We start from the raw sequence: 15299 nt of genomic DNA on the forward strand, positions 1-15299 counted from the left end.
GGGGTTCATGTCGTTTTGGGCAGATGTCGGCGCGATTTTCGGTGCCTTGCTCAGCAGGGATTCATTCGAGATTCAATCAGCCTTGCGATCAGATGCCGCCTGGGCCGTGGGCGCGGTGGCGGCGGCGTTGGGGGGGCTGTTGGTCATGTTCGTCTATCGCAAGGTTCCATTCATCGAACGCCATTTCGAGCGGTCGGTCATGGTGTATTCCTATCTTGCGATCGCATTGATCATTTTCTGGGGCGTGATCGACCGTTTCGTGTTTAACGATCAGGAGCCTTGGTCGACCACCATTCCGCCGCTGCTGTTCATGGTGATGGCGTGGTTCGGCGCCTCGTACAACGTGCGGCTGCGTACCCATCTGAGCTTCAGCGAATTCCGGTCGGCCATGCCGCGCGGTGGGCAGTTGGCCTGCCTGATCTTGGATGCTGTTCTGTGGTACGGGTTTGCCGTGATCGTCATCGTGACGACCTCGCGTCTGGTGGCGTTGTCGGCGTCGAATTTCCAGATCGTGCTGGGCACCGACAACGTGATGCAGTGGTGGTTTCTGCTGACTGCGCCGCTGTCCTTCTTCCTGATGGTCGGCAGGGTGTTCCAAAACCTTGCCGACGATCTGCACAACTGGAAAACCGGGCAGCCGCTGATCCAGCAAGCCGTGATCGGAGCAGACTGATGACCGATGGAACCTGGGTTACACTGATTTCGCTTGGGGTGACGTTCCTGTTCATGCTGGGCGTGCCCGTGCTGCTGGTCATAGGCTATTGGGTGGTCGGCTGTTCCTTCGTGCTGGGGCTGACGCTCGACAACATGGGGGCCGAGCTGCTCAACGTGTTCAACAAGGGCTTTGCGCTGCTGGCGATGCCGCTGTTCATCCTGACGGGTGACCTGATCAACAAATCCGGCATCGCCCGAAGGCTGAGCGATTTCGCCTATGCCTGTCTGGGATGGATACGCGGCGGTCTGGCCATGGCCTCGTTGGGGGCCTGTGGTCTGTTTGCCGCCATATCGGGGTCGAACTCGGCCACCACCGCGACGATCGGGTCCATGCTGCACCCCGAGATGGTCAAGGGCGGCTATGACGAGCGGTTCAGCGCCGCCACCGCCGCGGCCGGCGGCACGGTCGGCATCATCATCCCGCCGTCGATCATCTTCATCGTCTATGGGTTTCTGATGAACCTGCCGATTTCCGAGCTGTTCGTGGCTGGCATCCTGCCCGGCGCGCTGATGGTGATCGGGATGCAGTTTGCCTGCTGGGTCATCTGCCGCATGAACGGTTGGGGCCATCTGATTCCGCTGCAGATGAACCGCATCCTGAAAACCGCCTTTGGCGCCTGGCTGGGGTTCTTTGCCATAGGGCTGGTTCTGTGGGGGATCTACACGGGCAAGTTCTCTCCGACCGAGGCCGCGGGGGTTACCGTCGGGTTCTGCGTGATCGCCGGTCTGGTCAGCCACCCGATCAACCGGATCATGGGCGCGCGTGGCGACATTTCCCCCACCGAAAAAAGCTTTGCCGAGATGATCGTGGTCGAAGGCTTCACCATCCCCGAGATCCCCTCGATCGTGATCCGGTCGGCGCAGATCACCGGCATCCTGGCCCCCCTGATCGCGATTTCCGTCGTGATGCAGCAGATCCTGTCTCTGCTGGGGGCTCAGCAGACGATCGGAGATTTCGTGACCTCGATGGGCGGCTATCACGCGGTGCTGTTCACCTCGATGGTGATCGTGTTCTTTTCGGGGATGGTCCTCGAAAGCCTGCCGGTGACAATCATTCTGGCTCCGATCCTGGCCCCGATCGCAGCGTCGGTGGGTGTGGACCCGATCCATTTCTCTGTCATTTTCCTCGTCGGCGCGTCGATCGGCTTCATCACGCCGCCCTATGGGCTGAACCTCTATGTGGCCTCGGGCGTGACCGGGGTGCCGTATTTCCGCCTTCTGCGCTATACGGTGCCTTATCTGGTGGCCTTGCTTTCGGTCTGGTTCCTAGTGGCGATGGTTCCCGATTTGGCCTTGATCCTGCTGCCGAACAACTGAACAGTGGCCGGATGACAGACCCCGAGGCAACCGAACGCGACACGCAGATTCCCCCCAACCTGCGCCTGCTGGTCATTCTAGAGGAGGTGGCCCGGCGCGGAGTGGCGGTGCGGCCGGCCGACCTGATCGAGACGCTCGGCCTAGCCAAGCCAACCGTTCACCGGCTGCTGCAGACGGCCGAGGCCGAGGGGTTTCTGCAGCGCGACCTCGATGGCCGTTCATACGGTCCGGGGCCAAGGGTGCGGCGCCTTGCGGTCAATACCATCTCGGCCGAACATCTGCGCACCGCGCGGCTTGCGATACTGCGGGGGGTGGCGGACGAAATCGGAGAAACCTGCAACCTGGCCATCCCCGACCGCGAGGGGATGATCTATCTGGATAGGGTCGAGACCAAGTGGCCCCTGCGCATTCAGTTGCCGATCGGGACGCAAGTGCCGTTTCATTGCACTGCCAGCGGCAAGATGTACCTGTCCACCCTGCGGCAGAAGCCGCTGAATGGGGTCCTGTCCGGACGCCCGCTGCAGCCCCGGACCCAGCGGACCATGACCGACCCGAATGCCTTGCGGGCCGAGATGGAGAAAATCCGCAGCCAAGGGTATTCGACCGACGATGAAGAATTCATGACCGGAATGGCGGCAGTGGCCGTACCGGTCCGGGACAGGCGCCAGCGCCTGGTGGCCACCCTGTCGGTTCACGCCCCGACCCAGCGCCACGATCTGTCCGGCCTGCTGGGGTTTCTGGACGTGCTGCGCGACGGGTCCGAGCGGCTGTCGGCCTTGCTGAATGACTGATATCACCCTCTGCGGGCCAAGGCCGGATCGCCCCCCAGGTGCCCGACCCGGACGCGCGTTCAGTTTGCGGCCGCGGTTTTCAGTCCGGGCTTTTCCAAGCCGCGCTCGGTCAATGACTCTTCGAAATCCTTGGCCAGGGCATCGCGGTCATGCGATGCGAAATACCAGCGGATCGTGCGGTCGAGCCCGTCCGAGAAGCTGACCTTGGGCTCCCAATCCAGCAGCTTTTTGGCCAGGCTGTTGTCGGCCACACGGTTGTAGGGGCCGGTGGGTTTGCTCAGGTCTCGCTGGATCTCGGCGTCGAGCTGCGTCCGTTCGAGGATCATTTTGGCCGCCTGCAGAACCGAGGTACGCTCCATCGTGCCGAGATTGACCGCGGTGCCGTCCTCGATCCGTTCAGCCGCGCGGATCGTGCCTTCGACGATGTCCGATACATAGGTCCAGTTGCGAATCTGTTCGCCGGTGCCCCAAACGACAAATGGGTTCTGCTGCAGAAACGCCCGCCCGATCATCGCCACGACCGCATGGTTGGCCGGGCAACGTTCGCCATAGGCCGTGAAATACCGCACCGAGGCGCATTTGAAGCCATGCTCCTCGTGATAGGCTTTCAGCGACAGCTCGGCCATGAGCTTGGCCCAGCCATACAGATCGTCGGCCTCGTAAGGCGGTTTGACCAGATCTTCGGTCAGGTACAGGGTTTCACTCGGATCGGCCTGGATGCTGGTCGGATAGACGCAACCCGACGAGGCAAAGGTAAACTGCTCTACCCCCGCCTTGTGGGCTTCGCGGATCATGATGCTGTCCAGCGCCAGGTTGGTCGAACAGGCGGCCTGGTGGGTGCTGATATATCCCCGCCCGCCATGGGTCGCGGCTAGGTGGAACACGACATTCATGTCAGCGACGGCCTCGGCTGCGGTGGTCGGGTCCAGCAGGTCGGCCTCGCGAAATTCGACGCGGCCGCTGTTCAGGACGTCATCCAGGTTTTCCCGGATGCCGCTGGACAGGTCATCGACCGCCCGAACATATGCGCCGCGCTCGACCAGGCTTTCCACAAGGTGGGATCCGATGAAAGAACACCCGCCGGTGACGAGCACGTTCTTCTTAGACCAATCCATTTTCAAATCCTTTCAAACCAATTCAATCAGTATACTCACCAAGGGTCTCTCTGCCTGCAGGGCCGCGACAGAAAGGCCGAAACGTCCGAGACGCACCTTAAAACTCTGACCGCAAATCATTCACCCGTCAACACGGGCGATTGACAGGTTCGGACCGGTATGCACGCATTTGCTTCAGGTCTCTGGCCCGCCCGGTTTTGACGGCTGCGGGGCAGGGACCAAGAAAGCGATCGGCGGCAGCGGGAAACCAATGAAACGGCAGTTCACCCAGAACGTGGCATGGAGCACGGTCGCCAGCTGGCTCGAACAAATTGCGGCAGCGCTTATTTTTCTGGTGATTGCCAAGCTCATCGGCGTGGAAAGCTTTGGCGTGGTGTCCATGGCTTTTGCCTTCCTGTTTCTGGGCGAATTTCTGGTGCGCGATACGATCACCGAAGGCATCGTCGCACGCGAGGTCATCGAGCCCGGGCGGCTTGAGGCCACATGGGTTGTTCTGCTGGGGCTGGCCGTCGCGATCGTTCTGATTTTGACAACAATCGCCAGCATCGCGGCGTTTGTTTACCAAGAGCCCATCGTCAAACCCTTGTTGATGGCCGCCAGTCCGACAGTCTTGATGATAGCCGCCGCCGGGGTGCCGACAGCCTTGCTCCGGCGCCAGCTGGCCTTCAAGGCGCTGGCCATTCGCACCATCGCCGGCGTGGCGGCCGGCGGAGTGGTGGGCATCACCATGGCGGCCAAGGGTTTTGGTGCCTGGAGCCTTGTTGGCCAACGGCTGACGGAAATCGGTGTGAACAGTCTGCTGGCATTCCTCGCGGCGGGTTGGGTGCCCAAGAAATGGCCGTCGCGATCCGATTTCGCCATGGTGAAGGGGCTGGGGGCGCAAGTTCTGCGGCTGCGGTTTATCACCCTTGTGATTCTTCAGACACCCACTGTGATGCTGGGATACATGGCCGATCCGCGAGCCGTCGGCCTGTTCGCCTTTGCGGCCCGACTGTCCGAGATCGTTTTGACCGTGTTCGTCAAAAGCCTGCAGGGGGTCGGGCAACCGGCAATCGCGGCGCTGCGGCGGAGCCGGCAGTCGACGGCGGATTTCTACCTCGACCTGATCGAGCTGGCCGCACTCAGCGGTTTTGTCGCCTATACCGGGCTGGCTTTGATCGCCTTTCCGCTGGTCGATCTTTTGCTGGGTCCCGAATGGCATGAAGCCAGCCGCATCCTGCCGTTCCTGTGCCTGGCCTATGCAATCATTGCGCTGAGTTCGATCCAGGAGGCTTACCTGCTGGCGCTCGACAGGGTGCAGCCGCTTCTTTGGGCTGCTTGGGCCGAGGCGGTGCTGGGCCTCGTCTTGATCGGACTGGCCAGCCAATTCGGGCCGGTCACGGCCGCGGCAGCGGTGGCGCTGCGCGCGCTTCTGGCGTTTCCGCTGCGGATGCGGGCCGCGCACGCCCCCGAGGCAATCAGACCCATTCAGTTCTGCAAGATGCTGGTCGCGCCGTTGCTGTTGGCGGCGGGGATGGCCGTTGTCGTGGGCGGCTGGCGGCTGGCCATGCTGGGGCGTATCCCCGATGCGATCTATGTCGCCGCGGCCATCGGGATCGGCGTGGTATCGACAGGGGTTATTCTGCTGGGCTTCATGCCGCGTGCGGTGGACCGGTTGCGGGCGTTTCTGCAGAGCCCGCCATAAAGGAAAGGGTGCAGTTCGCCGGATTGTGCCCTAAGCTTGTTTGAATTCGTTTTGGTAAGGTTTTGGTATGAGTGTGAGGACGTGATGATCGATTGGATCAAGAAAAAGCTGTTTCTGGTGAAATGGGGCCGCGTGGCGCGCAAATGGCCAGTCGAACGGCTGATGGCCACGACCGATCTGGACCTCACTGATGATGAAATCGCCGAGATGAAATGGGGCATCCATTCGTGGCGGCAGCTGATTCCCTGGTATCTTGCGCGATTTGATACGCTGAAAGACAAGCGTCAGTTCTACTGTTTCGGCGTTGCCCATGGCAGCACAGTAGAAGGGCTGGTCATGGGCCTGCAGAACCGCGGCATGGAGATTCCGTTCATGCACCTGTTCGACTCGTTCGAAGGTCTGCCCCAGGAAGACCCGGGTATCCAGGTTCCGGCGGTGTGGAATGTCGGTGCCTTCTCCGCGCCGCTGCCCGAGCTGAAGAAAAAACTGGCCGCCATGGACATGACCGACGATCGATGCACGATCCACCAGGGGTGGTTTTCCGAAACGCTGCGCCCCGAACTGGTGGAAAGCGGCGTCTTTCAGCCCGCGGCCTATGTCGATATCGATGCCGACCTCTACAACAGCACGATGGATGTTCTGGACTTCATGTTCGAACACCGCCTGATCCGCCCGGGAACGCTGATCGGCTATGACGACTGGGGCGACACCGATCTTTGGACCGCTGGCGAAAGCCGGGCCCACAAGGAGATCGTCGAAAAATACGACGTGAAATGCGCCCAGCTGTTTTCCTGGGGCGAACCGCCGTTGATCCGCAAGCTGTTTCTGGTCGTCGACGTCGGAGCAAGTTGACGGGGCTCCGGGTGCTCTGGCCCAGGGATTCTGACAAACCGGTTGCGCAAAACGGGAGGGGTGCAATGGAAGACAACATGCAAGCTTCGAGCCGGGCCGAGGCCTGGCCATTCGGGGCGATCCGGGTTGTCGTGGCGATGCTGGCCCTGGGCTTGTTTGCCTTTGCTCTTTGGGGTGCGGTGGACCTATCCGTGCTCCGAGGCGTGGAATGCTGGTGGCTCATGGTCGCGGCCGTGGCGCTGTTCGGGGTCGCGTTGACGCTGGGCACGCCCTGGCAGACGGCCGGGTTGACTGCGGCAACCTTCCTTGTGGGGTTTGGCGCTCAGCTTGCAGTCCGAGAGCCGACGTGGTTTCAGAACGTCCGCTTCCGGTCCGACGTCTTTTCCGTGGCAATGATGGGGGCCGTGTTGGCGCAGTCCGCCGTTGCGGCCCTGGTCCTGTTCAAACATCGCGCGCTGGCCGAGGCGCCACGAGTGCTGCGCGATCTGGGCGTTTTTCGGGTGGCGATCTTCCTGGCCATTCTGGTGATCGCTGCAAAGGGCGCGATGGGCTTCGTAGCGACCGAAAACTATCCCCGGCTGGTCAAACATGTCGTCATCGGTTCGGCCTTCATCGGCATCAACCTGGCCAGCTTCCTCGCTATCATGATGTCCCTGCCAGCGCATAGGTTGCGCGACCTGTCCCAGCGGGTCGCGCGAAACCTCAGCCTGCCGGGCAGCGGCGATCAGGTCCGAAGGCTCGACAGGGCTGTCCCGATCTGTGGGGCGGTCTTTCTGTTGCTGATGTCCCTTCTGGTCAGTCTGGCCGCTTTGGAGGGCGTCCCGCACCTGGACGATATTCTGTACCAGTTCCACGCCCGCTATCTTGCGGATGGGCTGCTGACCCTGCCGGTGCCGCCATCGACCCAGGCTTTCGACCACTATCTGATGGATACCTATCAGGACCGCTGGTTCGTCACGACCTTCCCGGGCTGGGCGGCAGCCCTGGCGCTGGGGGTCAAGCTGGGGGCGCCTTGGCTGGTCAATCCGGTTCTGGCTGGCATCAGCGTTCTGCTGCTGCACGTCTTTACCCGCAAGATGACCGACCGGGGCACGGCCAACCTGGTGGTTCTGCTCATGGCCGTATCGCCCTGGATCATCTCGATGGCGGCCACTCAGTTGATCCACACCTTTACTTACGCACTGGTTCTGGGGGCCTGGGTCCTTCTGCTGAAGGCCCGGGAAAAGCCGTCTGTGATTTTTCCGTTCATCGCCGGCGCGCTGATGGGGTGGCTGCTGATGACACGGCCGTTGGAAGGGTTGTTCATGGGGGTTCTGACCGGGCTTTGGACGCTGACATTCCTTGCGGACCGGCGGCATTGGCGCACGGTTCTGGCCTATGGGTTGGGCTGTATCGTCGTGGGCGGGCTGATTTTTCCCTACAACGCCTATCTGACCGGCGACCCGCTGACCACGCCGTTGAACGCCTATTACGAAGAATATTGGGGGCCGGGATCCAACGCGCTTGGCTTCGGGCCGGATATCGGCGCGCCGGACTGGGGCAATGTCGATGTCTTTCCCGGGCACAGCCCGCTTGAGGGGCTGATCAACAGCCAGCAAAACCTCTATGAACTGAACTTTTCGCTGTTCGGTTGGGGTGGAGCCTCGCTGGCCTTTGTGCTGTTCTTCGTCTTGTGGGGCCGTTGGAGCAGATTTGCCGGCGGGATGGCGTTGATCGTCGTGACCACGATCTGCCTGTACGCGCTGTTCTGGTTCTATGGCGGCTATTTCGCCGGGCCGCGATACTGGTTCATGACCAGCGTCCCGCTGTTGATCCTGACGGCATTGGGGATCACGACGGCTGCGCGCAGGTTTTCGCAACTGTACCCCGACGGGCTGGCGCAGCAGCGGATCGGCGCGGGCGTCGCGTTTCTCTGCCTGTGCTCGGTTCTGGTGTTCGAAAGCTGGCTGGGCTTCAACCGGTATCCCGAAATCAACGGGTATCACGACGAATACGAAACGCTGGCCCGTCAGGATGCATACCGCAACAGCCTTATGTTTATTTCGACCGATGCAGACCGGGAATACGGTAGCGCCTTCTGGCTGAACGATTTCACCCCGGGCGCAGACAGCCCGTTGTTTGCGATGGACTTGGGGCCGGAAAGCAACCGGACCGTTGCCGCTGCCTATCCAGGACGTGCGATCTATTTCCTGAAAGGGCGATCCAGCGATCAGGATCATGTGGTCTTCACCCGAGGCCCGATCTCCGCCTCTGAACTCGAACAGCCGTGACGAAATCGGCCGAACTAGCGGGTCGGATAGGTCTCTACCAGCGTTGACCCTGCGTCGAGCTGGTCGATCAGGCCACCGGGGCGCACGCCGTATTCATTGTAGCCGTCGGTTGCTCCGGTGGCATAGTAGATGAACTCACGGTCGTAGTATCCGGGCGCCGAGGGGGATTGATCCTGAATGAGGGCGTTGTTCAGAACGACCCAGTCGGGTTTCCCTGTATCGCCGTTAATCTGGTTCGCCGCATTCTGCTCAATAACGACAGAAGTAGACGCCCACACGTTGATCCGCGGTATCGTGTTTTTCCCGCTTTTCGGCAACGGCACGCGTATTACCGTGTTCCTGCGAATTGATAGTCCGTCGGCCCCTGCTACTGAAATGCCGTGGATATGCGCATTGTAAATGACATTGTTTTCGATCATGACGTTCTGGTGGCGCAGCAGGGGATCATTCAGGTTTTTTCCGCTTTTCCCCATAAAGATCGTTTGTGTGTAGTCTCCCGCGCCCATGTCGAATATGTTGTCCCGGATCACTATGTCCGTGCTGCGCCTGCCGGAACTGCGCGTAATTTGGAGCATATCTCGGTGATCCCTCCCCGAACTGGCTCGAAAGTTGTGCACCCTATTACCTTCGATCCTTAAGCCATCAATGCCGGTAAACATCATCCCGTCGGCCCGTATGTCGTATATCTGGTTGCGAAGCAGCGTCACGTTGACGTCATTCGAACCGGTTATGGCCTTCCACCATTTTCGGAAGACACTGTCTGTGATAGCAACACCAACGCTGTTTTTGATGTGCAGGCCGCGGCCATGCCCTATGCCAAGCTTATAATCTCCGTCAAATACCGATTTTGAAACATCTATATTGCGGCTGTTGTTGATGGTGAATCGGCTGATCGAATCTTTGTCACCCGGCTCGAACGCATAGTCGAAAACCAACCCTGAGAGAGTGACGTTTGCGGCTCCCTCAAGACGCAGTTCCGAAAAACAAGCGGGAGATGACGGATCGGCCGAACGAATTGTGACAGGTTTTGGAAAAACTTTGCCAATTGTCAAAGCGCCAAACCTCCCGCCCGATAGCAAAAATACTTCGCCACCCTCTGCGCTTGCCACAGCGGCGGAAAGCCCTGCCGCGTCCTTCACGGTTTTCCCTGCTCGAGCCTCCGAGCCGAAGGCAGTCATCTTCGCGCCCGTGCACGCCGGCGCGGCCGACAGAAATTCGGGTATCACAAAGAATATAATACAGAGATAGCGTAACCGCCAAAGGGCGATCGTTGACTTTTGTTTAATGGGCATGACTTCGAACTCTTCGCTGATTGCGGCGAGTTTAGTTTCAAGGAACGATCATGTCCAACGCGCCCGTTCGTTCTAAGGACCAGCTGCTGATCCGCAGGTTTTCATGCCTCTGGACGAACCCGGGCTTTCGGGTATCGCCGTAGAGCGAAATTTGGATTCAACCGGCTCAGAGGCATATTGACGTTGGGGCATCCGGCAACTCACCGCCGAGGAGTGCAGATGATTTGCAAATAGCTGCCGGCAATATGGCGATTTTGTGTCCATTGTTGCGCCAGGCGAATCAATTGTGGAAAAGACGCACAACCGCAAAGGGAAGTGGAACAATTCCTGGTAACGAGTATCCAATTTGCTCGGAAATGAAGGCAGGAGGACGATATTGTCCTCAATTCGGCAGTAATTTCCAAACAAGGCCTCAATTCGGCCAACGTGTTGCCGCCATGCGGCAGTTCCATCCGACCTGGGTGAGCGGGATGTCGGGCGCTTTGCAACGAAGCGCTTCTGGAAACATAGGTGTAGGATGTCGATGACAATAACAGTAACCTCCGCTGCGGAGTTGAAGCAGGCACTCTCTCAGGCTTCGGGCGGAGAAACGATCCTTCTTGCCGCCGGTGATTATGGCAGGTTGGATATCAGCACAAAATATGCATCAACCGTCACTATCAAGTCGGCCGACGCAAATAATCCTGCCGAAATTTCGGAGATGCGTTTGAATGGCGCCTCAAATGTCGCCTTTGATGGCGTGGTGTTTGACTATACCTTCAATGGTCAATCGCAGAGTTACAAACCCTTCCAGATCAGCAACAGCACCAACATCGATATCACTGGGTCCGTATTCTCGGGAGACTTGCCGCAAGGCGTGTCCGCGACGGCTGACGGATATGGAACGGGTATGGGGCTGCACATTCGTGGCAGTTCGCAGATTTCAGTTACCAACAGCGAATTTCTGAACTGGTACAAGGCTATGAATGTCGGATCCAGCACCGACATCACGGTATCTGGAAACAACATCCATTCTATTCGCTCAGACGGAATGTATTTCGACGGCGTTCAGCGGGTCGTGATCGAAAATAACTATATCCATGATTTCAACAGATCTCTGAATTCGGGCGACCACGGAGACTTCATTCAGTTTTCAAAGCTTCTCGGACCCAGCGGGGATATCACTATCCAAGGCAATGTGCTTGACATGGGGTCGGGAGACTACGCCCAGTCGATCTTTATGGGCAACGGGAAATCCAGCCCAAGCGACCCCTCAATGTTCTACACGAATGTTTTGATCGACAACAATACGATTTACAACGGTCATACGCACGGGATCACTGTGTCGGGCGCGAAGGACCTGACGATTACCGACAATTCGGTTCTTGCAGTTTCCGGAAGCTTGACCGGCGGCGTATCCGTTCCGAAAATCAACGTTTCGAGCGGGTCTCAGAACGTTACGATCGACCAAAACATCGTTTCGACCGTCGTCGGCTACAGTGGGCAACCGGACTGGAGTGTCAGCAGCAATGCTTTTGTGCAAAATTCCGATCCCAGCGGTGCCGGGTACTACGACAATGTGTTTTCGTACAATGCGATCGCTGCACAGGACGGTTACAATCAGTTCAGTGTCAAAACCGGAAGCATCGCCGACAATTATGACGCCGGCTCTGATATGACGGCGATTCAATCCCCTATCTCCTACGATGCGTGGGTAGGAACCACGGCCGTTACCGCTCCGCCGTCTTCAGGAATTACGGCAGGAGTCATCCAACCAAGCGCTGGCTCAACCGCACCTGATGACGGGACAACAGCACCCGACGATGGGATGCAACAACCGGCTCCCGGAGAAACGCTTCTAGATCCGGGCACAGTTCAGCTCGATGCAGATCAAGCGCCGATAATGGTCTTTGATGACTTTGTGCTGGACATCGCCGGGGCGGCGAATAGTGGCCAAGCGGTTTTCAAAGGTGACGCTATCGTCGTAGATACACAAAATGGGCCCGCTATTCATCTTGACGGCTCTGACGACTACGTGAAGCTTGGGCGTTTGAACGAATTTGAGGCGTCGGATCAGTTGGCATTCACAGTAGAGTTTGCACGGGATGTCGCTGACGGAAGCGCACAACGACTCGTCTGGAACCACAAGAAGATAGGCTTAACGCTCACGGACGACGGTCTCATTGCTCACGTCGCCAACAATGACGCCAAGTTTCACAAAGGCTTCAAGGCCACAAACATCGGTTTGAACGACACGGAAACGCACGAAATCATGGTTCTGGTTGACCAGAGTTCGGACCGACTGCAGGTGCTCGTAGATGGGCAGGTCGTCATCGACAGAAGTGATGTTGACTTCGACTTTTCCGGAGGCCGAGAGTACGGCTGGACACTTGGGACACCATGGGGGCGTGATGTGGAAGGAAAGATCAGCAAGTTTGCTATCGACGATGAAGTCCAATTTGTAGATACCACGGTCTACGACGATAGTCTGCTCGGCTGACCGCTGATGTGACCCCAGGAGACGCCCTCGATCCCCGTTAGAGTTTTCTGCATAGATTTCCCTGGCTGAGAGAGGAGCGGAAACGCATGAAAGCATCGAAGTTCACGGGCACCCAGTAGGCGTTCTCGCCAAGCAGGCGGAGGACAGAACGGCTGTCGCGAAAATCTGCAGAAAGGCTAGGATCAGCTCGGCGGCGTTCTTCAATTGGAAGAAGACGAATGCCGGGCTGATGCCGTCAGAGATGAAGCGGCTTAGGGAGCTGGAGCAGGAGAATGCGTGGCTGAAGAAGATCGTGGCTGACCTGTTGCTGGACAAGGAGATGTCGCAGGTGACAGGACGTCATCTAGCGAAATGTGTGGTTCGCCCCGCCTGCGCAAGGTTCTTCCTGATGACGTTCAGTATAGCATAAGTGTATCAGGCCTTTCGCGAGTGGGCTGGTTGTCCGGCCAGGCCATGATGAGTTCCGCACGCGTCGTTCCCAATTAGCGTGCTCGGGCACGGAGCCCGCTTTCGGAGCGGGTCTTCCGCGCGTCGATCATCCTTTTCGTCGTCATGTAGAGCCTCGCATTCTGAGCTGCCCCTCCGAAAATCGGACACTTACGTGAGCTACGATTTGCTGTCTGCTGATCTTTGATGAGACGGAGATCAGAGATGTCGAAACGGAAGCAACATTTGCCTGAGTTCAAGGCAAAGGTGGCGCTGGAAGCGCTGAAGGGTGAGCAGACGGTGGCGGAGCGCGCGAGCCGGTTCGGGGTTCATCCGACGATGATCCACGCTTGGAGGAACGCCCTGCTATCAGGCGCGTCAGGCGTGTTCAAGCGCGGCTGCTCCAAGAAGCCCGAGATCGACGAAGAGCAGTTGAAAGAACTGCATGCCAAGATCGGGGAGTTGACCGTTGCCAACGATTTTTTTCCAGAAAGCTCAAGCCGTGGACCGGCAAGTGAGGCGGAAAAATAATCGAACCAGCCAATCTGAAGCCGTCCACCGGTAAGCAATGCAGGCTACTTTCGATCTCGCGGTCGTCGTTCTATTACACGCCCAAGGGCAAGATTGCGCTGAACCTCGCGCTCATGCGCCAAATTGATGAACAATTCCTTGAGACACCGTTCTTTGGCGGGCGGCAGCCTTTCGGGACATTGCTGCGCAATACCCGCTGTCCGGTAGCAAATGCATAGCATGTACGAAAGGCGGCAAAGCCGCGAAGGGCCACCCAATCTACCCTTATCTGCGTGGATTGCGGGTGGAGCGGCCCAGCCAGGTCTGGGCGGCCGACATCACCTACCTGCCCCCTCTCGGCAGATTTGCTTTGCAAATCGCCTGACGGGCCATGGATGCGGCGTGGGTTCCTGTATCTGGTGGCGATCATGGACTGGCACACCCGAAAGGTGCTGGCCTGGCGCATCTCGAACACGCTGCAGGCAGACTTCTGCGTCGATGCGCTGAACGAGGCTATCGCCAGGTGCGGCCCACCCGAGATCATGAACACCGACCAGTGATCGTTGTTCACGTCCTTTGCCTGAACTGATCGGTTGCGGCGCTCTGGTATCCGTATCTCACTCTCGGCGATTGCGCGCAATCGCTTGCCGGCAATGGATGGCAAGGGCCGGTTCCTCGACAACATCTTCGTTTAGCCGCTCTGGCGGAGCCTGAAATATGAGTGCGTCTATCTGCACGCCTAGGAGGTCGGATCAGAGGCAAAGGCCGGCGTCGGGAGATGCATCGAGTTATACAACCGCAAGCGCCCCCATTCAGCCCTTGGCGGCCAACCTCTAGCCGTGGTCTATTGGCTGAGAACAACGAAACCCGACCCGGTCAGCAGGAGCGTGCAGTAGCTTAATTTACGCTGGAAACTGTCCAAGGATTGGGGAGCAGCTCAGACACCTTGTTTTTGCGCTTGTTTTCGAACAAAGCTAGCAGTGCAAATTTTGGTGTTCTTGGTACTTCCGCTATGATCTTATCTGATCGTCATAAATTTGTTTTTGTGCACATCCCCAAGTGCGCCGGCACATCGGTGCGAAATGCTATCCTACCGTTTCACGACGCTGATGAACGATTCTTGCAAACCGTTGGTTATCTTCCTGGTCTGGGCACAATCGACTACCGACACTTGCCGCTGCCACTGCTCCGTATGATCGACCCGGATGCGTTTCGAAAGCTTCAGAGCTATGAAAGCTACGCGCTCTTGCGGGACCCGTTTCAACGATTTGGCTCCGCCATGTCTCAGCGCGCTAAAATGTACTTGGGAAAAGAGTTCGCCAGATTTGAGGAAAGGGAATTGTGCGCAGAAATAGACAAGGTCATCACGTATCTCCAATCAGAACCAGAGGTTTTTACGGCGGAGTATATCCACTTCGCTCGTCAGTCGGACTTCGTAGAGTTTGAAGGCAAGCAACTGGTCAGGAACCTGTATCCCGTCGAACATATTGATTGTTTTATGACGGATCTCGCAAATCAGCTTGACACTAACGCCTTGGACATTGGGCACGCCAACCGGACAACTGTTTTTCGGTTCCCAATACTGAAGAGCACAATGTATAGCGGCAGTGCGCTGGCCAAACGGGTACTTCCCGTTCCAGTGTATGAAGGGCTAAGGCGATCGGCGCGACAAATAGTTATGAAACCGAGTAGCACATCCTCTTCCATTTTCGTCACACGGCAGATTCGTGACTTTGTTGAACAATACTATGCCCGTGACATTATTTTACATAACTCGGCCCTTGAAACGATTAGTACTTAGGGTCAGGACACAAAGCCAGTAAATGACAAGTGCGGCGAGTGCGATAGC

The 15299-nt window shown here is 58.1% G+C and carries 10 protein-coding genes and 2 pseudogenes; 10 read left to right on the top strand and 2 right to left on the bottom strand.

What is annotated here, in order from left to right; all coding sequences use genetic code 11:
* Positions 1-7 precede the first annotated feature (7 nt).
* From AC2FMM_RS13155 to AC2FMM_RS13165, 3 genes are read left to right on the top strand one after another with little or no spacing between them, the layout of a single operon-like run.
* Entirely contained in the window at positions 8-673 is a 666-nt protein-coding gene (locus tag AC2FMM_RS13155) for a TRAP transporter small permease (protein WP_496685706.1), read from the top strand.
* Positions 673-2031: a TRAP transporter large permease gene (locus tag AC2FMM_RS13160; RefSeq protein ID WP_496684027.1), complete on the top strand. Its 1359-nt coding sequence runs from the start codon at positions 673-675 to the stop codon at positions 2029-2031. The genes AC2FMM_RS13155 and AC2FMM_RS13160 overlap by 1 nt, the downstream gene beginning before the upstream one ends.
* Positions 2032-2042: 11 nt before the next feature.
* Positions 2043-2822, top strand: a complete 780-nt coding sequence (locus AC2FMM_RS13165; RefSeq protein WP_496796792.1) for an IclR family transcriptional regulator — start codon at positions 2043-2045, stop codon at positions 2820-2822.
* 59 nt (positions 2823-2881) lie between these two features.
* On the opposite strand, the gene AC2FMM_RS13170 is transcribed toward AC2FMM_RS13165, so the two are convergent.
* Complete coding sequence (locus AC2FMM_RS13170) at positions 2882-3937, bottom strand: NAD-dependent epimerase/dehydratase family protein (RefSeq protein WP_496711910.1); 1056 nt, start codon at positions 3935-3937, stop codon at positions 2882-2884.
* Between the two features lie 250 nt (positions 3938-4187).
* Here AC2FMM_RS13170 and AC2FMM_RS13175 point away from each other — a divergent pair, with 250 nt between their 5' ends.
* The 3 genes from AC2FMM_RS13175 to AC2FMM_RS13185 all read left to right on the top strand — a co-directional run bounded on the left by AC2FMM_RS13175 (position 4188) and on the right by AC2FMM_RS13185 (position 8743).
* The gene (locus AC2FMM_RS13175; RefSeq protein ID WP_496796793.1) at positions 4188-5621 is read left to right on the top strand and encodes an oligosaccharide flippase family protein; all 1434 of its coding nucleotides are present in this window, start codon (positions 4188-4190) and stop codon (positions 5619-5621) included.
* 84 nt (positions 5622-5705) lie between these two features.
* On the top strand, positions 5706-6473 hold the full coding sequence (locus AC2FMM_RS13180) for a TylF/MycF/NovP-related O-methyltransferase (protein ID WP_496794870.1): 768 nt from the start codon (positions 5706-5708) through the stop codon (positions 6471-6473).
* Positions 6474-6538: 65 nt separating this feature from the next.
* On the top strand, positions 6539-8743 hold the full coding sequence (locus AC2FMM_RS13185; RefSeq protein WP_496796794.1) for a hypothetical protein: 2205 nt from the start codon (positions 6539-6541) through the stop codon (positions 8741-8743).
* Between the two features lie 14 nt (positions 8744-8757).
* Here the strand turns inward: AC2FMM_RS13185 and AC2FMM_RS13190 are convergent, their stop codons facing one another.
* The gene (locus AC2FMM_RS13190) at positions 8758-10035 is read right to left on the bottom strand and encodes a right-handed parallel beta-helix repeat-containing protein (RefSeq protein WP_496796795.1); all 1278 of its coding nucleotides are present in this window, start codon (positions 10033-10035) and stop codon (positions 8758-8760) included.
* Between the two features lie 517 nt (positions 10036-10552).
* Here AC2FMM_RS13190 and AC2FMM_RS13195 point away from each other — a divergent pair.
* The 4 genes and pseudogenes from AC2FMM_RS13195 to AC2FMM_RS13210 all read left to right on the top strand — a co-directional run bounded on the left by AC2FMM_RS13195 (position 10553) and on the right by AC2FMM_RS13210 (position 15251).
* Complete coding sequence (locus tag AC2FMM_RS13195; RefSeq protein ID WP_496796796.1) at positions 10553-12514, top strand: right-handed parallel beta-helix repeat-containing protein; 1962 nt, start codon at positions 10553-10555, stop codon at positions 12512-12514.
* An 86-nt stretch (positions 12515-12600) separates the two neighbouring features.
* Positions 12601-12893: pseudogene (locus AC2FMM_RS13200) on the top strand (transposase); the annotation flags it as partial.
* Between the two features lie 254 nt (positions 12894-13147).
* Positions 13148-14346: pseudogene (locus AC2FMM_RS13205) on the top strand (IS3 family transposase).
* 116 nt (positions 14347-14462) lie between these two features.
* Complete coding sequence (locus AC2FMM_RS13210) at positions 14463-15251, top strand: sulfotransferase family 2 domain-containing protein (protein ID WP_496796797.1); 789 nt, start codon at positions 14463-14465, stop codon at positions 15249-15251.
* Positions 15252-15299 lie beyond the last annotated feature (48 nt).

Source organism: Ruegeria sp. BHSC043, from assembly GCF_059612985.1.

Excerpts from the sequence above, each read along its gene's own strand:
- AC2FMM_RS13160 (WP_496684027.1), top strand. The coding sequence starts at position 673 with ATGACCGATGGAACCTGGGTTACACTGATTTCGCTTGGGGTGACGTTC.
- AC2FMM_RS13155 (WP_496685706.1), top strand. The coding sequence starts at position 8 with ATGTCGTTTTGGGCAGATGTCGGCGCGATTTTCGGTGCCTTGCTCAGC.
- AC2FMM_RS13185 (WP_496796794.1), top strand. The coding sequence starts at position 6,539 with ATGGAAGACAACATGCAAGCTTCGAGCCGGGCCGAGGCCTGGCCATTC.
- AC2FMM_RS13210 (WP_496796797.1), top strand. The coding sequence starts at position 14,463 with ATGATCTTATCTGATCGTCATAAATTTGTTTTTGTGCACATCCCCAAG.
- AC2FMM_RS13195 (WP_496796796.1), top strand. The coding sequence starts at position 10,553 with ATGTCGATGACAATAACAGTAACCTCCGCTGCGGAGTTGAAGCAGGCA.
- AC2FMM_RS13190 (WP_496796795.1), bottom strand. The coding sequence starts at position 10,035 with ATGCCCATTAAACAAAAGTCAACGATCGCCCTTTGGCGGTTACGCTAT.
- AC2FMM_RS13170 (WP_496711910.1), bottom strand. The coding sequence starts at position 3,937 with ATGGATTGGTCTAAGAAGAACGTGCTCGTCACCGGCGGGTGTTCTTTC.
- AC2FMM_RS13165 (WP_496796792.1), top strand. The coding sequence starts at position 2,043 with ATGACAGACCCCGAGGCAACCGAACGCGACACGCAGATTCCCCCCAAC.
- AC2FMM_RS13180 (WP_496794870.1), top strand. The coding sequence starts at position 5,706 with ATGATCGATTGGATCAAGAAAAAGCTGTTTCTGGTGAAATGGGGCCGC.
- AC2FMM_RS13175 (WP_496796793.1), top strand. The coding sequence starts at position 4,188 with ATGAAACGGCAGTTCACCCAGAACGTGGCATGGAGCACGGTCGCCAGC.